Annotated in this window: 19 protein-coding genes; all 19 read right to left on the reverse strand. The window is 67.6% G+C overall.

All coding sequences use genetic code 11. The annotated features are described in order from the left end of the window. Positions 1-3: 3 nt before the first annotated feature. On the reverse strand, positions 4-228 hold the full coding sequence (locus QMK34_RS05435) for a hypothetical protein (RefSeq protein WP_326412209.1): 225 nt from the start codon (positions 226-228) through the stop codon (positions 4-6). Between the two features lie 32 nt (positions 229-260). Next, complete coding sequence (locus QMK34_RS05440) at positions 261-488, reverse strand: hypothetical protein (RefSeq protein ID WP_326412210.1); 228 nt, start codon at positions 486-488, stop codon at positions 261-263. Then, positions 488-1,378: a glycoside hydrolase domain-containing protein gene (locus QMK34_RS05445; RefSeq protein WP_326412212.1), complete on the reverse strand. Its 891-nt coding sequence runs from the start codon at positions 1,376-1,378 to the stop codon at positions 488-490. Before QMK34_RS05445 ends, QMK34_RS05440 begins: the two co-directional genes overlap by 1 nt. 3 nt (positions 1,379-1,381) lie before the next feature. Further along, positions 1,382-2,092: a hypothetical protein gene (locus QMK34_RS05450; protein WP_326412213.1), complete on the reverse strand. Its 711-nt coding sequence runs from the start codon at positions 2,090-2,092 to the stop codon at positions 1,382-1,384. Further along, the gene (locus QMK34_RS05455) at positions 2,085-2,330 is read right to left on the reverse strand and encodes a hypothetical protein (RefSeq protein ID WP_326412214.1); all 246 of its coding nucleotides are present in this window, start codon (positions 2,328-2,330) and stop codon (positions 2,085-2,087) included. Before QMK34_RS05455 ends, QMK34_RS05450 begins: the two co-directional genes overlap by 8 nt. Positions 2,331-2,358: 28 nt before the next feature. Next, positions 2,359-3,081 (reverse strand): hypothetical protein, encoded by a 723-nt coding sequence (locus QMK34_RS05460; RefSeq protein WP_326412216.1) that lies wholly within the window; start codon positions 3,079-3,081, stop codon positions 2,359-2,361. A 1-nt stretch (position 3,082) separates the two neighbouring features. Then, positions 3,083-4,312: a hypothetical protein gene (locus QMK34_RS05465; protein ID WP_326412217.1), complete on the reverse strand. Its 1,230-nt coding sequence runs from the start codon at positions 4,310-4,312 to the stop codon at positions 3,083-3,085. Continuing rightward, positions 4,231-5,358, reverse strand: a complete 1,128-nt coding sequence (locus tag QMK34_RS05470) for a hypothetical protein (protein WP_326412218.1) — start codon at positions 5,356-5,358, stop codon at positions 4,231-4,233. Before QMK34_RS05470 ends, QMK34_RS05465 begins: the two co-directional genes overlap by 82 nt. Before the next feature lie 12 nt (positions 5,359-5,370). Beyond that, on the reverse strand, positions 5,371-6,876 hold the full coding sequence (locus QMK34_RS05475; RefSeq protein WP_326412220.1) for a phage distal tail protein: 1,506 nt from the start codon (positions 6,874-6,876) through the stop codon (positions 5,371-5,373). Then, entirely contained in the window at positions 6,877-10,359 is a 3,483-nt protein-coding gene (locus tag QMK34_RS05480; protein ID WP_326412221.1) for a hypothetical protein, read from the reverse strand. 9 nt (positions 10,360-10,368) lie between these two features. Beyond that, positions 10,369-10,719, reverse strand: a complete 351-nt coding sequence (locus tag QMK34_RS05485) for a hypothetical protein (RefSeq protein ID WP_326412222.1) — start codon at positions 10,717-10,719, stop codon at positions 10,369-10,371. Then, positions 10,716-11,087 carry a hypothetical protein gene (locus QMK34_RS05490; protein WP_326412223.1) on the reverse strand — a complete coding sequence of 124 codons (372 nt, stop codon included), beginning with the start codon at positions 11,085-11,087 and terminating at the stop codon, positions 10,716-10,718. Before QMK34_RS05490 ends, QMK34_RS05485 begins: the two co-directional genes overlap by 4 nt. Positions 11,088-11,174: 87 nt before the next feature. Then, the gene (locus QMK34_RS05495; RefSeq protein WP_326412225.1) at positions 11,175-11,777 is read right to left on the reverse strand and encodes a hypothetical protein; all 603 of its coding nucleotides are present in this window, start codon (positions 11,775-11,777) and stop codon (positions 11,175-11,177) included. Between the two features lie 55 nt (positions 11,778-11,832). Then, positions 11,833-12,279, reverse strand: coding sequence for a hypothetical protein (locus QMK34_RS05500; RefSeq protein WP_326412226.1), 447 nt, complete (start codon positions 12,277-12,279; stop codon positions 11,833-11,835). Further along, on the reverse strand, positions 12,279-12,602 hold the full coding sequence (locus QMK34_RS05505) for an HK97 gp10 family phage protein (protein WP_326412227.1): 324 nt from the start codon (positions 12,600-12,602) through the stop codon (positions 12,279-12,281). Before QMK34_RS05505 ends, QMK34_RS05500 begins: the two co-directional genes overlap by 1 nt. Continuing rightward, positions 12,595-12,942, reverse strand: a complete 348-nt coding sequence (locus tag QMK34_RS05510; RefSeq protein ID WP_326412229.1) for a hypothetical protein — start codon at positions 12,940-12,942, stop codon at positions 12,595-12,597. Before QMK34_RS05510 ends, QMK34_RS05505 begins: the two co-directional genes overlap by 8 nt. Before the next feature lie 31 nt (positions 12,943-12,973). Next, positions 12,974-13,393 (reverse strand): hypothetical protein, encoded by a 420-nt coding sequence (locus QMK34_RS05515; protein ID WP_326412230.1) that lies wholly within the window; start codon positions 13,391-13,393, stop codon positions 12,974-12,976. A 71-nt stretch (positions 13,394-13,464) separates the two neighbouring features. Beyond that, complete coding sequence (locus QMK34_RS05520; RefSeq protein ID WP_326412231.1) at positions 13,465-14,400, reverse strand: phage major capsid protein; 936 nt, start codon at positions 14,398-14,400, stop codon at positions 13,465-13,467. A gap of 92 nt (positions 14,401-14,492) precedes the next feature. Further along, entirely contained in the window at positions 14,493-15,035 is a 543-nt protein-coding gene (locus QMK34_RS05525) for a phage scaffolding protein (protein WP_326412233.1), read from the reverse strand. Positions 15,036-15,058 lie beyond the last annotated feature (23 nt).

The following is a 15,058-nucleotide window of genomic DNA, read 5'->3' on the forward strand; positions in this document are numbered from 1 at the left end:
AGCCTACTTGCTACGGCTCTTCGCGGTTGCGGGTTTCTCCTCGGGACCGGTCGGCTCGTCGAGCCGCACATCCGATGCCTGAATCGGGCCGGTCGGGTCGGTGAACATCGCGACGATGCCCGCCTCGGCCGGCATGTCCGGAGACTGTGGACCGCTGCGCCACGCCTCGTGGTCCGGGTGTGCCGGGTTGAAGTGCGGATCCGCGGGGTGGTACTCCTGCTCGCTCATGAACGGCTCTCCTTTGCTGCTCTTCGAGGGGCTTACTGGGGTGGGACGGGCGCGACCTTGCGTCGTGCGAGGACACTGCCCAGGATTGACAGGGCCAGCGCGAGCCCGGACACGATCGTGTTGATCGTCGCGTCGGGGATGGTCAGCCACCCTGCGGTGACGATCCCGGCGAGGACAACGCGGACGGCTTCGGCGATGGCGACGGGCTCGGACGTGCCGATGGTCGACGAGCCGATCGGGTCGCCGTGCTGGGCGCCCATCAGCTGGCCAGCCTGTTCTTGAGCTCGTCGGCGACGGCCGCGGCGAGGGTGGGTCCGACGAGCGCGGCGACCTTCGCGGCGAGGGCGTCGAGGTCCACACCGCCGGTCGCCTGGGCGGCCTTGATGGCGTCGACCTGCGCGCGGAGGTCCTTGACGTACTGGAGCAGGCCGACGCCGCCCAGCGGGCTGTCGCCGCCGCCGTACCAGATCCCGACGTGGTCGCTGATGATCGCGTTGTTCCAGTCGCCGATCTGCTTGTCGGTCAGTGCCATGTCGTCCTCCGGAGTGGTGGTGAAGGGTTTGAAGATCAGGACGCGGTCGGTCTTGATGCCGTCGACGACGGGCTGGGTGTTGTTGTCCTGCCAGCCGTGCACGAACGGGCGCACCGCCGAGCGGGCGCCGCACTGGACGAAGAAGTCGACGTGCCCGACCGCGGCGTCGATCGCGTCGGCGAACCCGTAGGCCCCGGTCCGGTTCCGTCCGAGGACGGACACCGCGCCGTCGAGGTAGGCCTGCCACACGCTGGGCGGGATCGCGGGGTTGCCGGGTGCCGCGTACATCCACCGGTCGCAGCAGAACAGGATGACGCCGTCGAACCCGAGCCAGCTCGCGCCGGCCAGCGCGCGCCGAGCGTTGGCCTGCCCGCCCGCGTAGCCGGACAGCGGGTCGTTGCGCCCGACCTCAAAGTACATCGCCTGCATCGCGAGCCCGGACCGGACGAGGTCGGTGTACTCCTGCACGTTGGTGTGTTTGGTCTGCAGCTGCGCGGGCGCGTCGAGGTAGCGGATCACACCGGTCGGGTGCTCACCCTGCGGCCCGACCGCGGTGGCCTTGATCGTCGCGGCGGACAGGCGTTTCGCGCTGTAGTCGATCCACCAGGTGTCGGTCATCGGTCAGCCTCCGGTCGTTGGCAGGGGCAGGGGCGGGTCCGGGCTCGAGCTCGGCGGTGGCGCGGAGGTTTTCGGGTCAACGCAGGCTTTGCCCCGGTAGGTCGAGCCGTCCGGCGCGGTGATGACCGCGTCACGCAGCTCGTAGCCCTCGGGACAGGTGGGCCCTGCCGCGCCGGTCGCACCGTCGGCGCCGGGCTTGCCGTCCACGCCCGGCTTGCCATCGACACCAGGCTTGCCCGGTGCTCCGCGGCACGGCTCCGTCGGCTGGCCGCAGTACGCCGCGACCGCGACCGCGGCGTCACCGTTCGTCCCGTCACGGCCGTCCTTCGGCACCGGGATGCGCGCGACGACCGCGGTCACGATCGCGTCGAAGTTCGGGCTGGCGCCGTCCGGGCCCCGGCACCCGTTGTTGACCGCGCAGTAGTCGTTCACCGCTGTCCGCGCGGCCTGGCGAACGACCGCCGGGTCAGGGGCGACGGTGACCGGTGCCGCCGCCGGTGGTGCTTGGTCCTTGACCTCGGCGGCCTTCGCGCACGCCGGGCCGAGCTCGGCAGCGGCCCGGCCACCTTTCGCGCAGGTGGCGCTTACCTGCTCGGCGAGCGATTGGCCGGCGGCCGCGTCCTGCCGAGCCGTGATCTGCTCGTAGATGGTCCACCCGGCGGCGAGCAGCGCCAGCGTGGCGAGCACCACCGCGATGATCGGTGTCCTACGCATCTACGTCACCGGCCTTCCTGCGGGCTTTCGCGGCTGCGTCTTCGGCTTTCCAGCGGCGTGCGCGTTCCGCGTCGACGAGCCCGGCGTGGCGTTTCCGCTCGGCGTCGAGATCGTTCTGAAGCCGGGTGTTACGGCGTTCGGCGCGGAGCCAGAACCAGCCGACGACGAGGACGACCACGAGCAGTGCCGCCGACGGGCCGGCCGACGCGAGAAGCTGACCGATGTCCAAGGCACCCACCGTCACCCCTTTCGTTCTCTCCGAGCGATCAGTGGAGCCCCGGGTTCAGGTCGTAATATCCCTTACCGATTCCGTAGGCTCCGGAACAGGAAACCCATGCGGTGCCTGATGCGGACCGAGGCGTAACCAGCGCTCTGAGCGTCACAGGCGCATTCATGAAAGTTGCCGGAAGCAGCAGCATTTTTGTGATGGCGCTGGTGCTATTCAGTCCGGTGGTGATCGAGGTGGAAACGGTGGTAGCGCCACTCTGTGCTGTAACCCTGAAGTCATAGTTGGTTATGAGCGTGTAGATGGTAATTGAACAAAGCACCGCCGGGTTGTATGCCTGAACACCCCCCACCATCACAGTATTCTCGGTGTTGACACCCATCGACTGATTGCCGTTTCCGGCTATCTCGGTAGACATGCCGTAAGACAGCGTGGGTTCCGAGAGCCCGTAGCCTGCCACCTCATCGGTGCCCCACATGATGTGCCCGGACTGGTCGTACAACTTGGAAGTCTTCTGCCCGCCCGCGCCGGTGAAAGTGCGCAGCAACGGCCCGCCAGCTCCGTCGTTGACGGTCAGGTTCGCGCCGCCCGCCGCGCCCGTGTCCGGCACCACCGAGAAGTCCACGATTCCCGGATCGTGGCTCACCACGAACGGATACTTCGACTGCCGGGTCAGCGCATCGACCTGCGCCTGCAGATCAGCGATTTTGTTGGTCAGGGCGTCGTAGGTATTCGGGCGCTCGATCGGGATGTTAGCGACCATGTCAGAAACTCCTAGCAGCCTGCAGCTGGTGGTCCACCGTGTTGCGATCCGAGCTCCCGGAATGGGACAAGCCGACGATCCGCCAGTTGTAGATTCCATCCGGCAGCCAGTGGTGATTCTTCACGCTGTAGTTGGCGAAGTGACCTGGAATGTACGTCGAAATGTCCGGGTCGTAGCTGGCCTTCACAGTGGCCTGCCACAGTTCGGGCTGCACGCCATAGCGGGCCACGTCCGCGGCGGCCCAGCCGTCGAGCGTCGGCTGCAGCGCCGCGTCGGTGTGGTTGGTGTCCACCATGTCCAGCGCGGGCCACCCTGCGTCCGTGAGGGCCGTCGCCGTGGCGTAGCCGTACAACTGCCCGGCTTCGTTGCCGGTGCCCTTGACGAACGCCGTGATGGCCGGCGTCGTCCCGCCGCCCTGGATTCCGAGGGATACCAGCGACGAGCGGTAGTCGAAGAGCAACGGCACGCCGGGCTGCACGAGAAAGGGCTGCCCGATGAGCATCCGGTGCCGGACGAAACGGGTTCCGCCGACCGTGGTCATGTACGGCTGGAAATACACGTCCGGGCCACCATCGACCTGCGTGAGTTCCTTGAGTCGCTGCCCCGCGCTGGCCATCTCGTAACCGTGATAGGTCCGCACGTTCGGTCCCCCGCCAGCGATGTACGGCGGCAGATCGAGCGGCAGCGCGGACCCTGGCCGGAACGCCCAGAGCGTCGACTGCTCAACGATCTGCCGCGCGATGTTCGCCAGGAGATCGGTAAACGTGATGTCCGCGGACGAATCCGTGATCCGCTTGGACGACGGGTCCCACAAACGGTTGTGCAGAACGCGCCGATTCATCAGCTCCCAGAAACCCTTACCTTTCACGGCGATCGTGGACTCGTTCGACGACGGGTCGTAGGGCAAGATCGGCCCTGCCTGGCAGACGGTGGACCCCAAGATGATCGCCACCGAGTAGCGATAGGGGATGATCCACTCGTGCAGTCTGACCGTGGATTCCCCGCCTCGCAAGGGGATGGGCACCGACCAGTCGCCTTCTTCGTTGATCTTAGCTGACCAGTCAGGGTCTCCTGCCAGGTCGATGTCATAGAGCACACGACCAGACGTGGTGGAGTACACCACCGCCGTGTACTCCTGCTCCGCAGCCATTAGGCCCGGACCCACGTGAGCGTCATGCACGGCATTTGGTCGACAACACCCAGGGTGAATGACTGGTTTGTGTAGTGCCACATGGACACGCTGTCGCCAGCGCTGAACCTGTCCTCCTTGGACACCGTGGACGCCTGGTATACCGACGCGGTGGCGATCGTTTGCGAGTTGTTCCGGCCGGTCGCAAACGTGTTGGCGTCAGAGATCCAGGTAATCTTGTCGCCTATCGATGAGTTCGGGGCGCGCAGCGCGGCCGTCAGCGACCACACCCCCGACCGGTTGAGGGTGAAGCGGTCCAGCGCAGCGTTCGGTGTCACATCCGGACAACTGACCGTAGCGCCCCGAAGTTTGATGCGAGTCTCCACACCGCCGGTAATTCCCTGGGTGCCCGTGTCGGTGTACTTGGCGAACCCGGACCCCGCACCGCTGAGCGCCACTGGCTGCCAGGAGCCGTCCGAACCGCGCCACATATCCAAGGTGCTGCCGGTCCAGCGCAGGTCGCCGCTCAAGTTGGATTGATCGGCCAGCGCGTCGCCAGGCAGCAACGGCCGAACGCCGCCGAGCAAGCTCGTTCCCTTGCGCAAGTCGGTCAGCGTGATCACACCGCCGGTGGACACCTGAGCGCGTGCCAGCGCCAGCGTGACACCGCCACCAGCCAGCCCGGTGATGGCCGGGTCCACCGGGACCGCACCAGGCGTGCCGGTGATGACCTCGATCTGACACGGGCCGGTAGCAGGCACCGTGTCGCCCTGAGCAGCGTCGTAAATCCGCATCACCACGATGTCGTTGCGCGGGTTGGTGGCGGGGGCGGTGTCGGACGCTATCGGCACCGAGGAGCCGGTCAGCCACCCCTCGTACGGTCCCTGTCCGGTACGGTTGATGATCGCCGTGCCGGGCTTGACCGACATCGCCAGACCGCTGGTGACGATCACACGCAAGTCGTAGATGATGGCCCCTGAGTCCACAGTGGGCACCACCCCTGACCGCACGGCAGCCAGCGGAATCGGGTCCCCGCCGTTCGTGTTCACGCCCAGGTAGAGCCCCTGGAGCAGGGCGCGGCCTTGGCGTGCGTTGTTGCGGTTCTGGATCGACCACGCGCCCGTGGCCGCTGCGTTCGTCGGTGCCATGACGGCCCCCCTTTAGTTGTAGGCGTACTGCCAGGTGGCGGTGAGCGTGCCGACGCCCGTGCCCGCGAACTGCGCGACCGTGGTTCCACCGGCGGGGATGGAAATCCATTGCGCGGACGACAGCGCACCGGACCGGTCGATGCCGTTGAGCTTCACGGAGCGGGTGAATGGCGAGCAGTCGATGACGAGCGTTTGCCCTGCGGCGACGGTCCCGTTGTAGGCGACGGTGTTGCCCGTCGCCGGGTCCGTAACGCTGGGGTTCACAAGCGGGCCGGTGAAGGTGAATGTCGGCCAGGTGATAGCGCTGCCGGGGTTGTCCATCACGATGGGCCCACCCGAGCCGCTGGTACCCCAGTCGAGGCCGCCGGGTGTTCCGGCGAGCCAGTCGAGTCCAGCGCCGGGGACGTTGCCGTCTAAGGCGACTACGGCACCGCGGGAGATCGCGGCGGTGCCGCCGGACACCGTGAATGAGCCGGCCGCGATGTTGGCTGGTGCTGTTCCTTGGATGGTGTAGTCCCAGACGATCGAGGCACCGGAGCCGGTGACGGTGCTGATGTCGCCGATCTCCGTCGCGCCCGCGATGGTCGCCACACCGGTGTTGATGGCCTGCTTCCAGCCGACGTAAAGCACCACGGCGCGCTGGGTGGGGACGGTGACGGCTGGGTAGGCGATGTCCTGCACGGACCCGTTGAGTTGGGTGGCGGCGTTGAGTACCGTCAGCGACAGCCCACGGAAAGCCGACATCTGCGCACTGTTCGTTGCGTTGACGACGCCGCCCGTGAACGTGACTGTGGGAGCGGACTCCACCCCGTCGTAGACCTTGCCGAACAGCCGAAGGTTCGAGCCATCCGACAGCAGCGTGTATCCAGCGGGGGTGTCGACTGTGCCCGCGCCAGAGTTACGGATCGCGGCCAGCAACAGCAGGGTGTCACCCGCGACGATGCCCGCTGGCATACCCGGTGTCCGTGGCGCGTTCGAACCCTCCGACGCCACACCCGCCGAGATGAACTGCGGCCCCGGTGCGGCCCAGTCGAGCCCGTCAGTGGATGCCCCGCCGATGGTCGTCGACACGGCACGGACCGAACTGTTGACGTAGCGCGGATCTGCGGCGTACAGCGAGAGCTGCCAGTCGAAACCCTGCGCGTCCTTCCACACATCACACTTCGGCGCGTCATTGTTCAACTCCACCAGCAGTTGCCGCGTGGAATTCCCCGTCGACACGACAAGCGGTGCTTGGCCGCCGTCGGCGAGCACCGCCATCAGCCGGTCACGAGCAGCCTCACGACCAGCTCGATCCGGTGCTTGGCACCACCCCTGCATCGTGCCGATACGCGCCGCTGGATACGACCGATCCCGATACGCGCCGGGACCGAACGGCCGTTCCGTGGTGTGGGTCTTCCTCCCCACGCCGTCGTTCAACGTCTGGTTCACGACGACCCACAGACAACCGAAGTCGTCCGTCACGTTGGCCGACCACGAGCCGATCGCGTAGTTTGGCCACAGCGCTGGAGTGGGCATCTACACTCCTCTCATCGACCACGAGAGCTCCCCCGACACCGCGGCGGCGAGCGCTCGCGGGTCCTGGGCGATCGTGTGGATGGTGATGTTGTTCGTGACCGTCGTGCCGCCGCGTGGGCCCATCAGCCCCTCGTGCTGCGCCGCCTTGGTCAGCAAACCGGCGGTGCGCTCAGAACCGTTCAGTGGCGCGAAAACCTCCGGGGTCGTCGCGTCACCGGCCCACTTGTACGTGCCCGGCGGGACGACCTGGGCGAGTCCGTTGAACGAGTTCGACCCGGTCGGTGCCGGGAACCCGCCGTCAGCGAATCCCATGTTGGCGCCGTAGTAGTTGCCCTCGGCGTTCATCGTGATGTTCGTGCCGGGGACACGAATCGAGTCGCGGTAGTTCACGCCGACGTTGATCGTCGAGGTGCGATCGCGCGCGGTGTTGTTGAGCGCACGCTCCGCGGCACTGGTGTTGGCCTCGGCGTTGACCCACCCGACGGTGCCGTCCGCCTGACGCACCCACGCTTGCAGCTTCCCCGTCGCCGGGTCGAGGCGTGAGTCGGTAGTGGTCCAGGCGTACGTGCCGTTGGCCTGTGCCGCCCACACCTGGAGCTTGTTCGACGCCGGATCAACGCGGGTGTCGGTGGTCGTGAGGCCTACGGTGCCGTCTGCCTTCTGCTGCCACACCTGCACAGAGCCGGTCGCGTCGCCGGTGTCGGCGTGCACCGTCACCGTCGACTCAGAGTGGTTGATGTTGTTCAGCAGCTCCACCGCCGCCTGCTGAGCGGGGGCGGTGTTCGAGAACACCTGGAAGCTACCGTCAGGCAGCTGCACCACCTTGTAGCCCAGCTCTTGCAACGCCTTCACCGCAGGACCGGTCAGGGCGTCGACGTGCACACCCTTGGTGTCCGGAATGCTCTTGATCTGCGCAACGACCCCGGCGATCTTGTTCTGCGTCTCCGTGTCGCCCTCGAGGCCCAGCTGGGTGACCACCTTGTCCGGCAACATCCCGTAGTGGTCGAGCACCTTGCCGATCTGCGTGTCGTTGAGGCCGAGCTGCTTGAGCTGCTTGGTGAACTCGTCGCGCATCCCGACCAACTTGCCGCGGATCTCGTCGGCCGGCGCGCCCGCGTCCTTGAGGGACTGGCTGTAGGCCGCGAAGTCGTTGGCACCCTTCTCGACGGTGTCCTGCAGCTTCGATCCGGCCTCGGTGACCGTGTTGATCGCGCCACTGGAGTCGATGAGGTCCTTGGCGTGGTTCTTGATGTCGAGCTTCTTGAACGCCTCACCGATCCCGCGCAGGTCGTCGTTCCACGCCTGCAGCGCTTCCTCAACCGTTGGGGCTTGCCCGGCGAGGCGACGCATCACGTCGATGATCGCCTGGCCCTTGGTCGCGACATCTCCGCCGGTGGCGGCCAGCTTCGCGAAGTCCTCCTTCAGCGCCACGGTCGCCACCGACGCCGCGTAGGCCGCCGGGGTGACACCGCGCGACAGCACCGACGACGCGTGGTCCATCGCGGCGGCGTAGTCGTTCTGCGCCTGCTGTGCCTCGGCGGTCTTTCGAACCTGTTCGCCGATCGCGCCGTTGCCGTTGAGCAGCGCGCGGAGCTGGTTGAACGCTTCGTGGTTGGATCCGGCCAGCGACTGTGTGTAGCCCGACACCTTCGTCTCGACATCGGAATACGACCCACCGGTGGTCAGCAAGTGTGTGCTGATGTCTTGCAGGCCCTTGATGTTCGTGTCCGAGAGCATGTTCTGCTGCCCCATGGACGCGATCCACGTGTTCGACTTCGCCGTCAGGTCTGCCAGAGCGATCGAGTTGCCGCCCGCCGCTGCCGAGGCGACACCCAGCGCGCCGCCGTAGACGGAGATGTTCGCGGCCGCGTTCTTCGCCTGCAGCGCGTCGGTGTTCACCTTGGAGGTGTGCTCGCCGACGACGCCGTTGTCTTCGCGCAAGGCCTGCGTCAGCTCGCGCACACCTTCTTTGTGCTCGGCGGTTTTCGCGGACGCCTCGGCCTGCTTCTGCCCTAGGATCTGCAGCCCGATCCCGAGGGCTGCCACCGCCAGGAACGCGGGGTTGAGCCCGCCAGCGACCAGGCCGCCGAGCGCGGTGCCGACCTTGGACCCGGCCTTCGCCGCGCCGGTCATGTCCGCACCCGCGTTGCGGACGCTCTCGCCAAGGCCACGGAATCCGGCCCCGGCGTCGATGCCGAACTTGGACGCGATCATGGTGGCCGCCGTCATCGACCCAGCGAACTGGGTGACACCCGGCGGGAGCAGCTCCAGCAGGGACAGCAGACCGCGCAGCGACGCCACTGTGCCGACGCCCGCGTTGCCGAACCCGGTCAGGAAGCTGATAGCCGCGCTGCCGTGCGCGGTCAGGTCGATCAGGGCACCGGTCGCGAGGTCCACGATGGCGTGTAGCTGGCTCAGCGGGCCTGCGGACCCGTTGGCGAGGTTCGCGAACAGCGTCCCCAGCCGAGCCTCGAGCAGTTGGACCGTGCCGCCGAATATGACCATTCCTCGGCCAGCGGCTTCGCTACCCCGCGAGGCGTTGGTGAAGAACTCGCCCAGTCCGGTACCCGCTTCGCCTGCGAACGTGCGCAGGCCCTTCAGCGCCGCGTCGGACGACTTGACCGCGACCACCAGTCCGGGCATCGCGCCCTCGGCGAGATCGGTGGCGGCGCCGGTCAGCTCCCGGATGGCCGGGGCGGACCCTGCCACTGCCGTCGCGATCTGCGGACGAAGGCGGGTCCAAGCCGTACCGACGCTGTCGATCGCGCCGACCACCTCGCCCTCGAGCGGCGCGGCCATCACCTTCGTGTCGGCCCGCACCTGCAAGGACAGCTCGGAAAACCGCGACTGCACCCGGTCACTGCTCGCCACACCGGCGACCGCGAGCGCGGCGAAACCGCCCGCGAGCAGCGCCAGTGACAGCGTCGCCCCAGCCGCTCCGACTGCCGCGGCCGCGGGCAGCCCCACCGACAGCCCGGTGAACACCAGTGCGTTGAACTGGGCGTTGGCCCGTGCCGCCAGGCGCGAGATCTCGTCCTCGGCCGGCTTGGTCTTCGCCTGGACTTCCAGCTGCATCGTGCGGCGTCGGGCGGTGAGCGCGGCGAGCTCGGCCTCGGCCTTGCGGATGTCGGCGTCGACCTCGACCGACACGCCGCGCTTCTTGCTCAGCTCATCCAGTTTCGTGCGCAGCTGAGCGATGTTCGCGTCGAGGTCGATGACGGCGTTCCTGCGCTTGGCGACGAACTCGTCGGCCTTCGCCTGCGCCAGCTTGTCGTCGAGGTCCGCGTTGATGGTCACCGGCTTGCCCGCAGAGACCTTCTTCTTCACGATCTCGGTGTTCGCCGGGTCGTTCAGCGCGGTGTCCCAGTTGATCGCCGATTCGCCCTCGAGGCGGGCGCGGATGCGCTTCTCGTCGGAGGAAGTCTCGTCCTTGAGCCGGATCTCCACGTACGCGCCTGCGAGCTTGAACTCACCGTCGGACATCTGACCCCCTTATCCGAGGTCGAAGATCCCGACCTGCTGGTTGGACCCGAGCGGGCCGTACTCGCGGGACTGGTTGAGTGCGGCGAGCTCGCCGCGGCTGTGCGGCTTGACCGTGACCGGCTCCGACAGCGGAACGGGGGTCGGGCGGGCGAGCGGCTCGGGTTCCTCGGCGGCTTCGCGAGCGGCGAACGCCACGGCGCCGCCGTAGACCGGGAGCCGGACCATGCGCGAGAGGAACACGGCCGCGGGTCCGTCGAGGTTCTCGATCCGGTGGTAGGCCGACATGTCCGAGCACACGTCGTCGAGGTGGGCGAAGTACCAGCCCACCGTCGAGAGCCGACGGTGCCAGTCGTCGGTCACGCTTTTGGGACAGCCAGCCCCTCGGGCAGCACGCGGTCCATGATCGCGTTCAGCACGGTCGAGAGGTCATCGCGGGTCAGGGTGTCGCACGCCTGCAACGCTTCCCACGCCTCGGTGGTGAGCGCCTTGCTGGCGGCGAAGGCCAGCGCCGCGCTCTCGCCCTGATTGACGGCTACGTTGAACGTCTGCAGCGACCAGGAAACGGGCACCGTCTTCGGGATGGTGTAGGTGACGCCGCCGATGGTGAACAGCGGCTCGCGGTCCTCGACGAGACCCGCGGTGGCCGTCTTGGCGGCGGCCCGGTCGAGGACCAGCCCTTGGTCGGCAGCGGGCTTACGGGCAGGGGTTTTGCGGGCGCGTGCGGGCATGACTTCTCCTGACAGAAGGCGGGAAAGGGGCAGCCCCACGTGCCGGAGGTTCAGGCTCACGGCACGCGGGGCTGCGTCGGGGGTGGATCAGCTGGTCTGGTCGATGATCCGAACCGGCGAGGTCGTCTCGGAGACGAAGAACGCCGCGAACTCCGAGTCGAGGACCTGCTGGTCGGCCTTCCCCCAGTTCAGGGCGGTGTTGCCGGACGGCAGGACCTTGCGCAGGATCGCGCGCCGCTTCAGCGGCAGCCCTGTCGTGGAGTCCGGGCCGGCGCCGTCGATCAGCAGCGTCCGGTACGGGGCGCGGTTGGCGTCCTGCCCGGCGTTGAGGTCGGACACGGCGTAGTTCGCGCCCGTCGCCCCGGCGGTCATGTTCCACGCGTAGGACATGTTGGTGCGCGTGATCTCGGCGTACTTGACCGTGGTCTTGATCTTCCGGCCGGTCAGGCGCGCGCCGAGCTCGTCGACGAGCTGGTCCGCCATCAGCGGCGTCCAGGTCGGCTCGATCGACAGGTTCGTCCCGCCGAGCGTCAGGCCCGTGTCGTACCAAGCCGAGGCGGCCGGGGCGATGTTCACGTCGACGAGCGCGGGCTCGTAGGCAAGCGCCGGGTCGAACGCGAGCCGGTAGATGTAGAGCCGTGCGGGCCCCATCACCAGGTTGGACGGCTGGTAGCCGCTGGTATCGGCCATGAGGAACTCCTAAGAGAGGTGCGAAAGGGTCGGGGTCCCCTCTCGGGGTGCTCACTCACTTCGCGACCGGTGTCCAGTTCAGGACCAGGTCGAGGGTGTAACCGGCGTAGTCGCCGAAGTCGCCGTACGTCCGGCGCGGTTTGCTGACCGCGTAGGCGGTCTTCACGGTCGCGTTCTCGCCGCACTGCGGCAGCGGCAGGAACCATCCGCCACGCTGGTAGGTGCCGCCCTGGATCGCCGCGACCAGGTTGCGCGCCTTCTCCCACGGCGGACGGTCGAGCCCCGGCGTCACCGCCCAGCCCTGCACCATCATCACCGGGGATTCGAGCCGGAACTCCGGCACGGTGGACCCGCCCGCCACGGTGACCGTGACGAACCCGGAGGCCTCCCAGCCGGTCGTGTCGCGCGGCAGCTGCTCCCCCACCATCTCGGCGGTGAAGCCTGCCAGTTGCGCGATCCACGCGCGGGTGACTGTCTCGTCGGTCGCGGCCACGAACACCATCAAGGACCCCGCTTCCGGTAGAGCGCCGGGCGAAGGAACGGTTGCGGCGAAACCACTTCGCCGGTGAACTCGGTCTCCCCCGCCGCGTTGCGGAACGCCACCCGGTGGCCCTCCTCGACGTAGAGGGCGTAGTTGAGGTCCGAGCCGATGCGGGCGGTGTCGCCGTTGATCTCGGAGTCGACGGACTCCCTCAGGTGTCCGGTGTCGACCGGGGCGAGCGCGCGGGCGTCTTCGCGGACCTCACCGGTGAGCCTGCCGAACAGCTCCCGCACGTCGGCGGCGATCCTCTCCCGCCAGCCGGGTTCCTCGACGTAGTCAGCCACCGTCGCCTCCCACCCGCTTGAGCTCCAGCTCCACATCAGGTGTCCGGCCGGGTGCGTGCGGCCGGGTGACGTTCTGCACCGCGTACAGCGCGCCGGTAGATCCGTCACGGATCCGGTCACCGGTGCGGATGTCCGTAGTGGACGGCACGGTGCCCTTGACGTTGCGCACGACGCGCGGTGTCTGCGTCGCTGGGTCCCACACCGCCGAGCGCCATTCGACGATCGACGCCAGCACGTTGCTGTGCAGCGGGGTGGTGTTGTCCGGCACCGGGTTTCCGTAGTCCGGGTCCTGTGTCGTGGCGCGGTAGATCGTGGCGCGGCACGTCGCTAATGCCCACAAAGGAACCACCTCCGATGATTTCGCATGTACATCAGAGCGGCTCGTAACGGCCGTAGAGGTTGTTGTCGTCGCGCCCGAACGCGCCGTATTCGTCGGCGGCGCGCACGTGCAGGGAGCGGGACTTCAGCCACGACACCCGCTTGAGCGCCCAGCGGGCATCCGGTGCGAGGACCAGTGCGGTGTCGGTGAACATGGTGCGGTTCGCCGCGCCCCCGGCTTCGGTGATCTCTAGGCGCTGGAACGCGTCTGGCTGCGCGACCAGCCACGCCGCCTGGTAGGCCACCGCGAGCTTCAACCAGTACTGGTCTCGGTCGGTGATCAGCAGGATATCGGCGTAGATCCGCGCGGTGTGCATGTCGATCTGGGCTTGCGCCCGCATCAGGTCGGCATCGGTGACGGTGACCTGGGTCAGTGCGAGCACATCCGCCACGGTCGCCCACGTGTTCACCATCGCGCCTCCTTAGAACCTAACGAGGACCCGGGTGCCCTTGAGACAGGACACCCGGGTCACGGGGCTGGCGGTCAGTTCTTGACCAGCATCGAGAACGCGCCCGGCGCACCGGGCGCGAACGCCTTGCGAGCCCGGAAGTACAGGACGTTTTCGTCGGTGTCGACGCCGATGCCGTTGGTCGAGTCCTGGAAGTTGACCGCGAGCGGGTTGCGGTCGCCGACCTGGAGGAACTGGCGGTTGCCGAACACGACGAACGGGGACCCGGTCGGGGAGTCCGACCCGGTGGCGCTGGTCTTCGCGCCCAACGACCACTGAAGGTCGTAGCCGAACGCCTTGAGCCCCCCGCTCTGCCCGCCGCCCGCGTCACCGCTGGACGACTCGTTGAAGATCGGCTCGCCCGTGGAACTCTTGATCTTCCGGAGTGTGCCCGCGAAGCTCGGGTGCGCGATCGCGACCGTCTCGGCCGGGTCGAAGAAATCACCCTGCTCGTAGAGGCTCAGCGCGTCGCTGAGCCCGTCGTAGGTGATGCCGCCCGTGCCCGCCAGCGTGAGGTTCGAGTTGGCGACGTAGCCCGTGGTCGTGTCCGCCTGCGTCAGCAGGTAGTACAGGGAGTCGAAGCCCCACCCGCTGACGGCCTTCGCGACCGTGATGCCCAGGCACACGTTGTCGAACAGCTTGCCGTACGAGGTGCCCGCGTCGACGCTCTTGGTCTTGGTGATGGACGCGAGCGAGTCGGACATGTCCTCTTCGGCGATGGTGACCTTGCCACCGATCTTGTCCGAGTTGAGCAGCACCGAGTCGTTGCCGGTGGTGTCCGCCGGAGCGGAGGTCGACTTCGCCCAGCGCGCCAGGTGCACACCGCCGGAACGCGGGGTGTACTTGGTGTTCGAGCCCATCGGCACGTGGTGACCGAACCGCTCGACGGCCGAAGCCTGCTTGACCTTCTGGATGACTTCGGGGTTGGTCTCGATCGGGATCCAGCCTGCGCCGGTAAATGCGACAGCCATGACGGCGTCTCCATTCTGTGAAGGGGTTGGGGTGCGCCGTCACCCCTCACGGGCTGCGGCTAGTGCGCCTCACGGCGCGATCAGAAGTGGGGTTAGCCGCCGTACTGCTCGGCGATCAGATCCCAGGGGGCTTTCTCAGTTTCGGCGGGCTGCTTGCCGCCCGGCGTGAGCTTGCCGGGGCGCGGCTTCTCGCCCTCGACCTTGAAGAACTCGGGGTACTCGGCCTTCACGCGTTTGACTTCCGCGTCCAAGCCGGAGATCTCGCCCTTGTCGTTGATGTCCAAACTGGACACGTTGAGCAGTCCAGCCAAGGCCGCCACGCGGTCGGTCTTGGCATCGGCTTCGAGCAGAGCGGACTTCGCCGACGCACGGATCGCGGTGGGCTTGTAGACCGCCGTCGCGGTCTCCAGCGCCTCACGCTTGATCTTGTCCGCGTCGGTCTCGTGCTGCTGCTCCAGCTCCTTGAGCTTCGTCCGGCGCCCCGCGCTCTCCGCGTTCACCGCACTCAGCTTCGCCTGCAGCGCCTCGTACTCCGCCTTCGTCGGGGCCTTCCACTCCACGGGCGGCTCCACAGCGGGCGGCACAGTCGGCGCCGGAACGACAGGGGCAACGGGCGGTGTCGGGTCGTCAGCCATCTCGGCCTCTTTCTGGTTGCTGC

The organism is Amycolatopsis sp. H20-H5 (assembly GCF_035828755.1).
Taxonomy (GTDB): domain Bacteria; phylum Actinomycetota; class Actinomycetes; order Mycobacteriales; family Pseudonocardiaceae; genus Amycolatopsis.

Excerpts from the sequence above, each read along its gene's own strand:
- QMK34_RS05435 (WP_326412209.1), bottom strand. The coding sequence starts at position 228 with ATGAGCGAGCAGGAGTACCACCCCGCGGATCCGCACTTCAACCCGGCA.
- QMK34_RS05440 (WP_326412210.1), bottom strand. The coding sequence starts at position 488 with ATGGGCGCCCAGCACGGCGACCCGATCGGCTCGTCGACCATCGGCACG.
- QMK34_RS05445 (WP_326412212.1), bottom strand. The coding sequence starts at position 1,378 with ATGACCGACACCTGGTGGATCGACTACAGCGCGAAACGCCTGTCCGCC.
- QMK34_RS05450 (WP_326412213.1), bottom strand. The coding sequence starts at position 2,092 with ATGCGTAGGACACCGATCATCGCGGTGGTGCTCGCCACGCTGGCGCTG.
- QMK34_RS05460 (WP_326412216.1), bottom strand. The coding sequence starts at position 3,081 with ATGGTCGCTAACATCCCGATCGAGCGCCCGAATACCTACGACGCCCTG.
- QMK34_RS05470 (WP_326412218.1), bottom strand. The coding sequence starts at position 5,358 with ATGGCACCGACGAACGCAGCGGCCACGGGCGCGTGGTCGATCCAGAAC.
- QMK34_RS05475 (WP_326412220.1), bottom strand. The coding sequence starts at position 6,876 with ATGCCCACTCCAGCGCTGTGGCCAAACTACGCGATCGGCTCGTGGTCG.
- QMK34_RS05480 (WP_326412221.1), bottom strand. The coding sequence starts at position 10,359 with ATGTCCGACGGTGAGTTCAAGCTCGCAGGCGCGTACGTGGAGATCCGG.
- QMK34_RS05490 (WP_326412223.1), bottom strand. The coding sequence starts at position 11,087 with ATGCCCGCACGCGCCCGCAAAACCCCTGCCCGTAAGCCCGCTGCCGAC.
- QMK34_RS05495 (WP_326412225.1), bottom strand. The coding sequence starts at position 11,777 with ATGGCCGATACCAGCGGCTACCAGCCGTCCAACCTGGTGATGGGGCCC.
- QMK34_RS05500 (WP_326412226.1), bottom strand. The coding sequence starts at position 12,279 with ATGGTGTTCGTGGCCGCGACCGACGAGACAGTCACCCGCGCGTGGATC.
- QMK34_RS05515 (WP_326412230.1), bottom strand. The coding sequence starts at position 13,393 with ATGGTGAACACGTGGGCGACCGTGGCGGATGTGCTCGCACTGACCCAG.
- QMK34_RS05520 (WP_326412231.1), bottom strand. The coding sequence starts at position 14,400 with ATGGCTGTCGCATTTACCGGCGCAGGCTGGATCCCGATCGAGACCAAC.
- QMK34_RS05525 (WP_326412233.1), bottom strand. The coding sequence starts at position 15,035 with ATGGCTGACGACCCGACACCGCCCGTTGCCCCTGTCGTTCCGGCGCCG.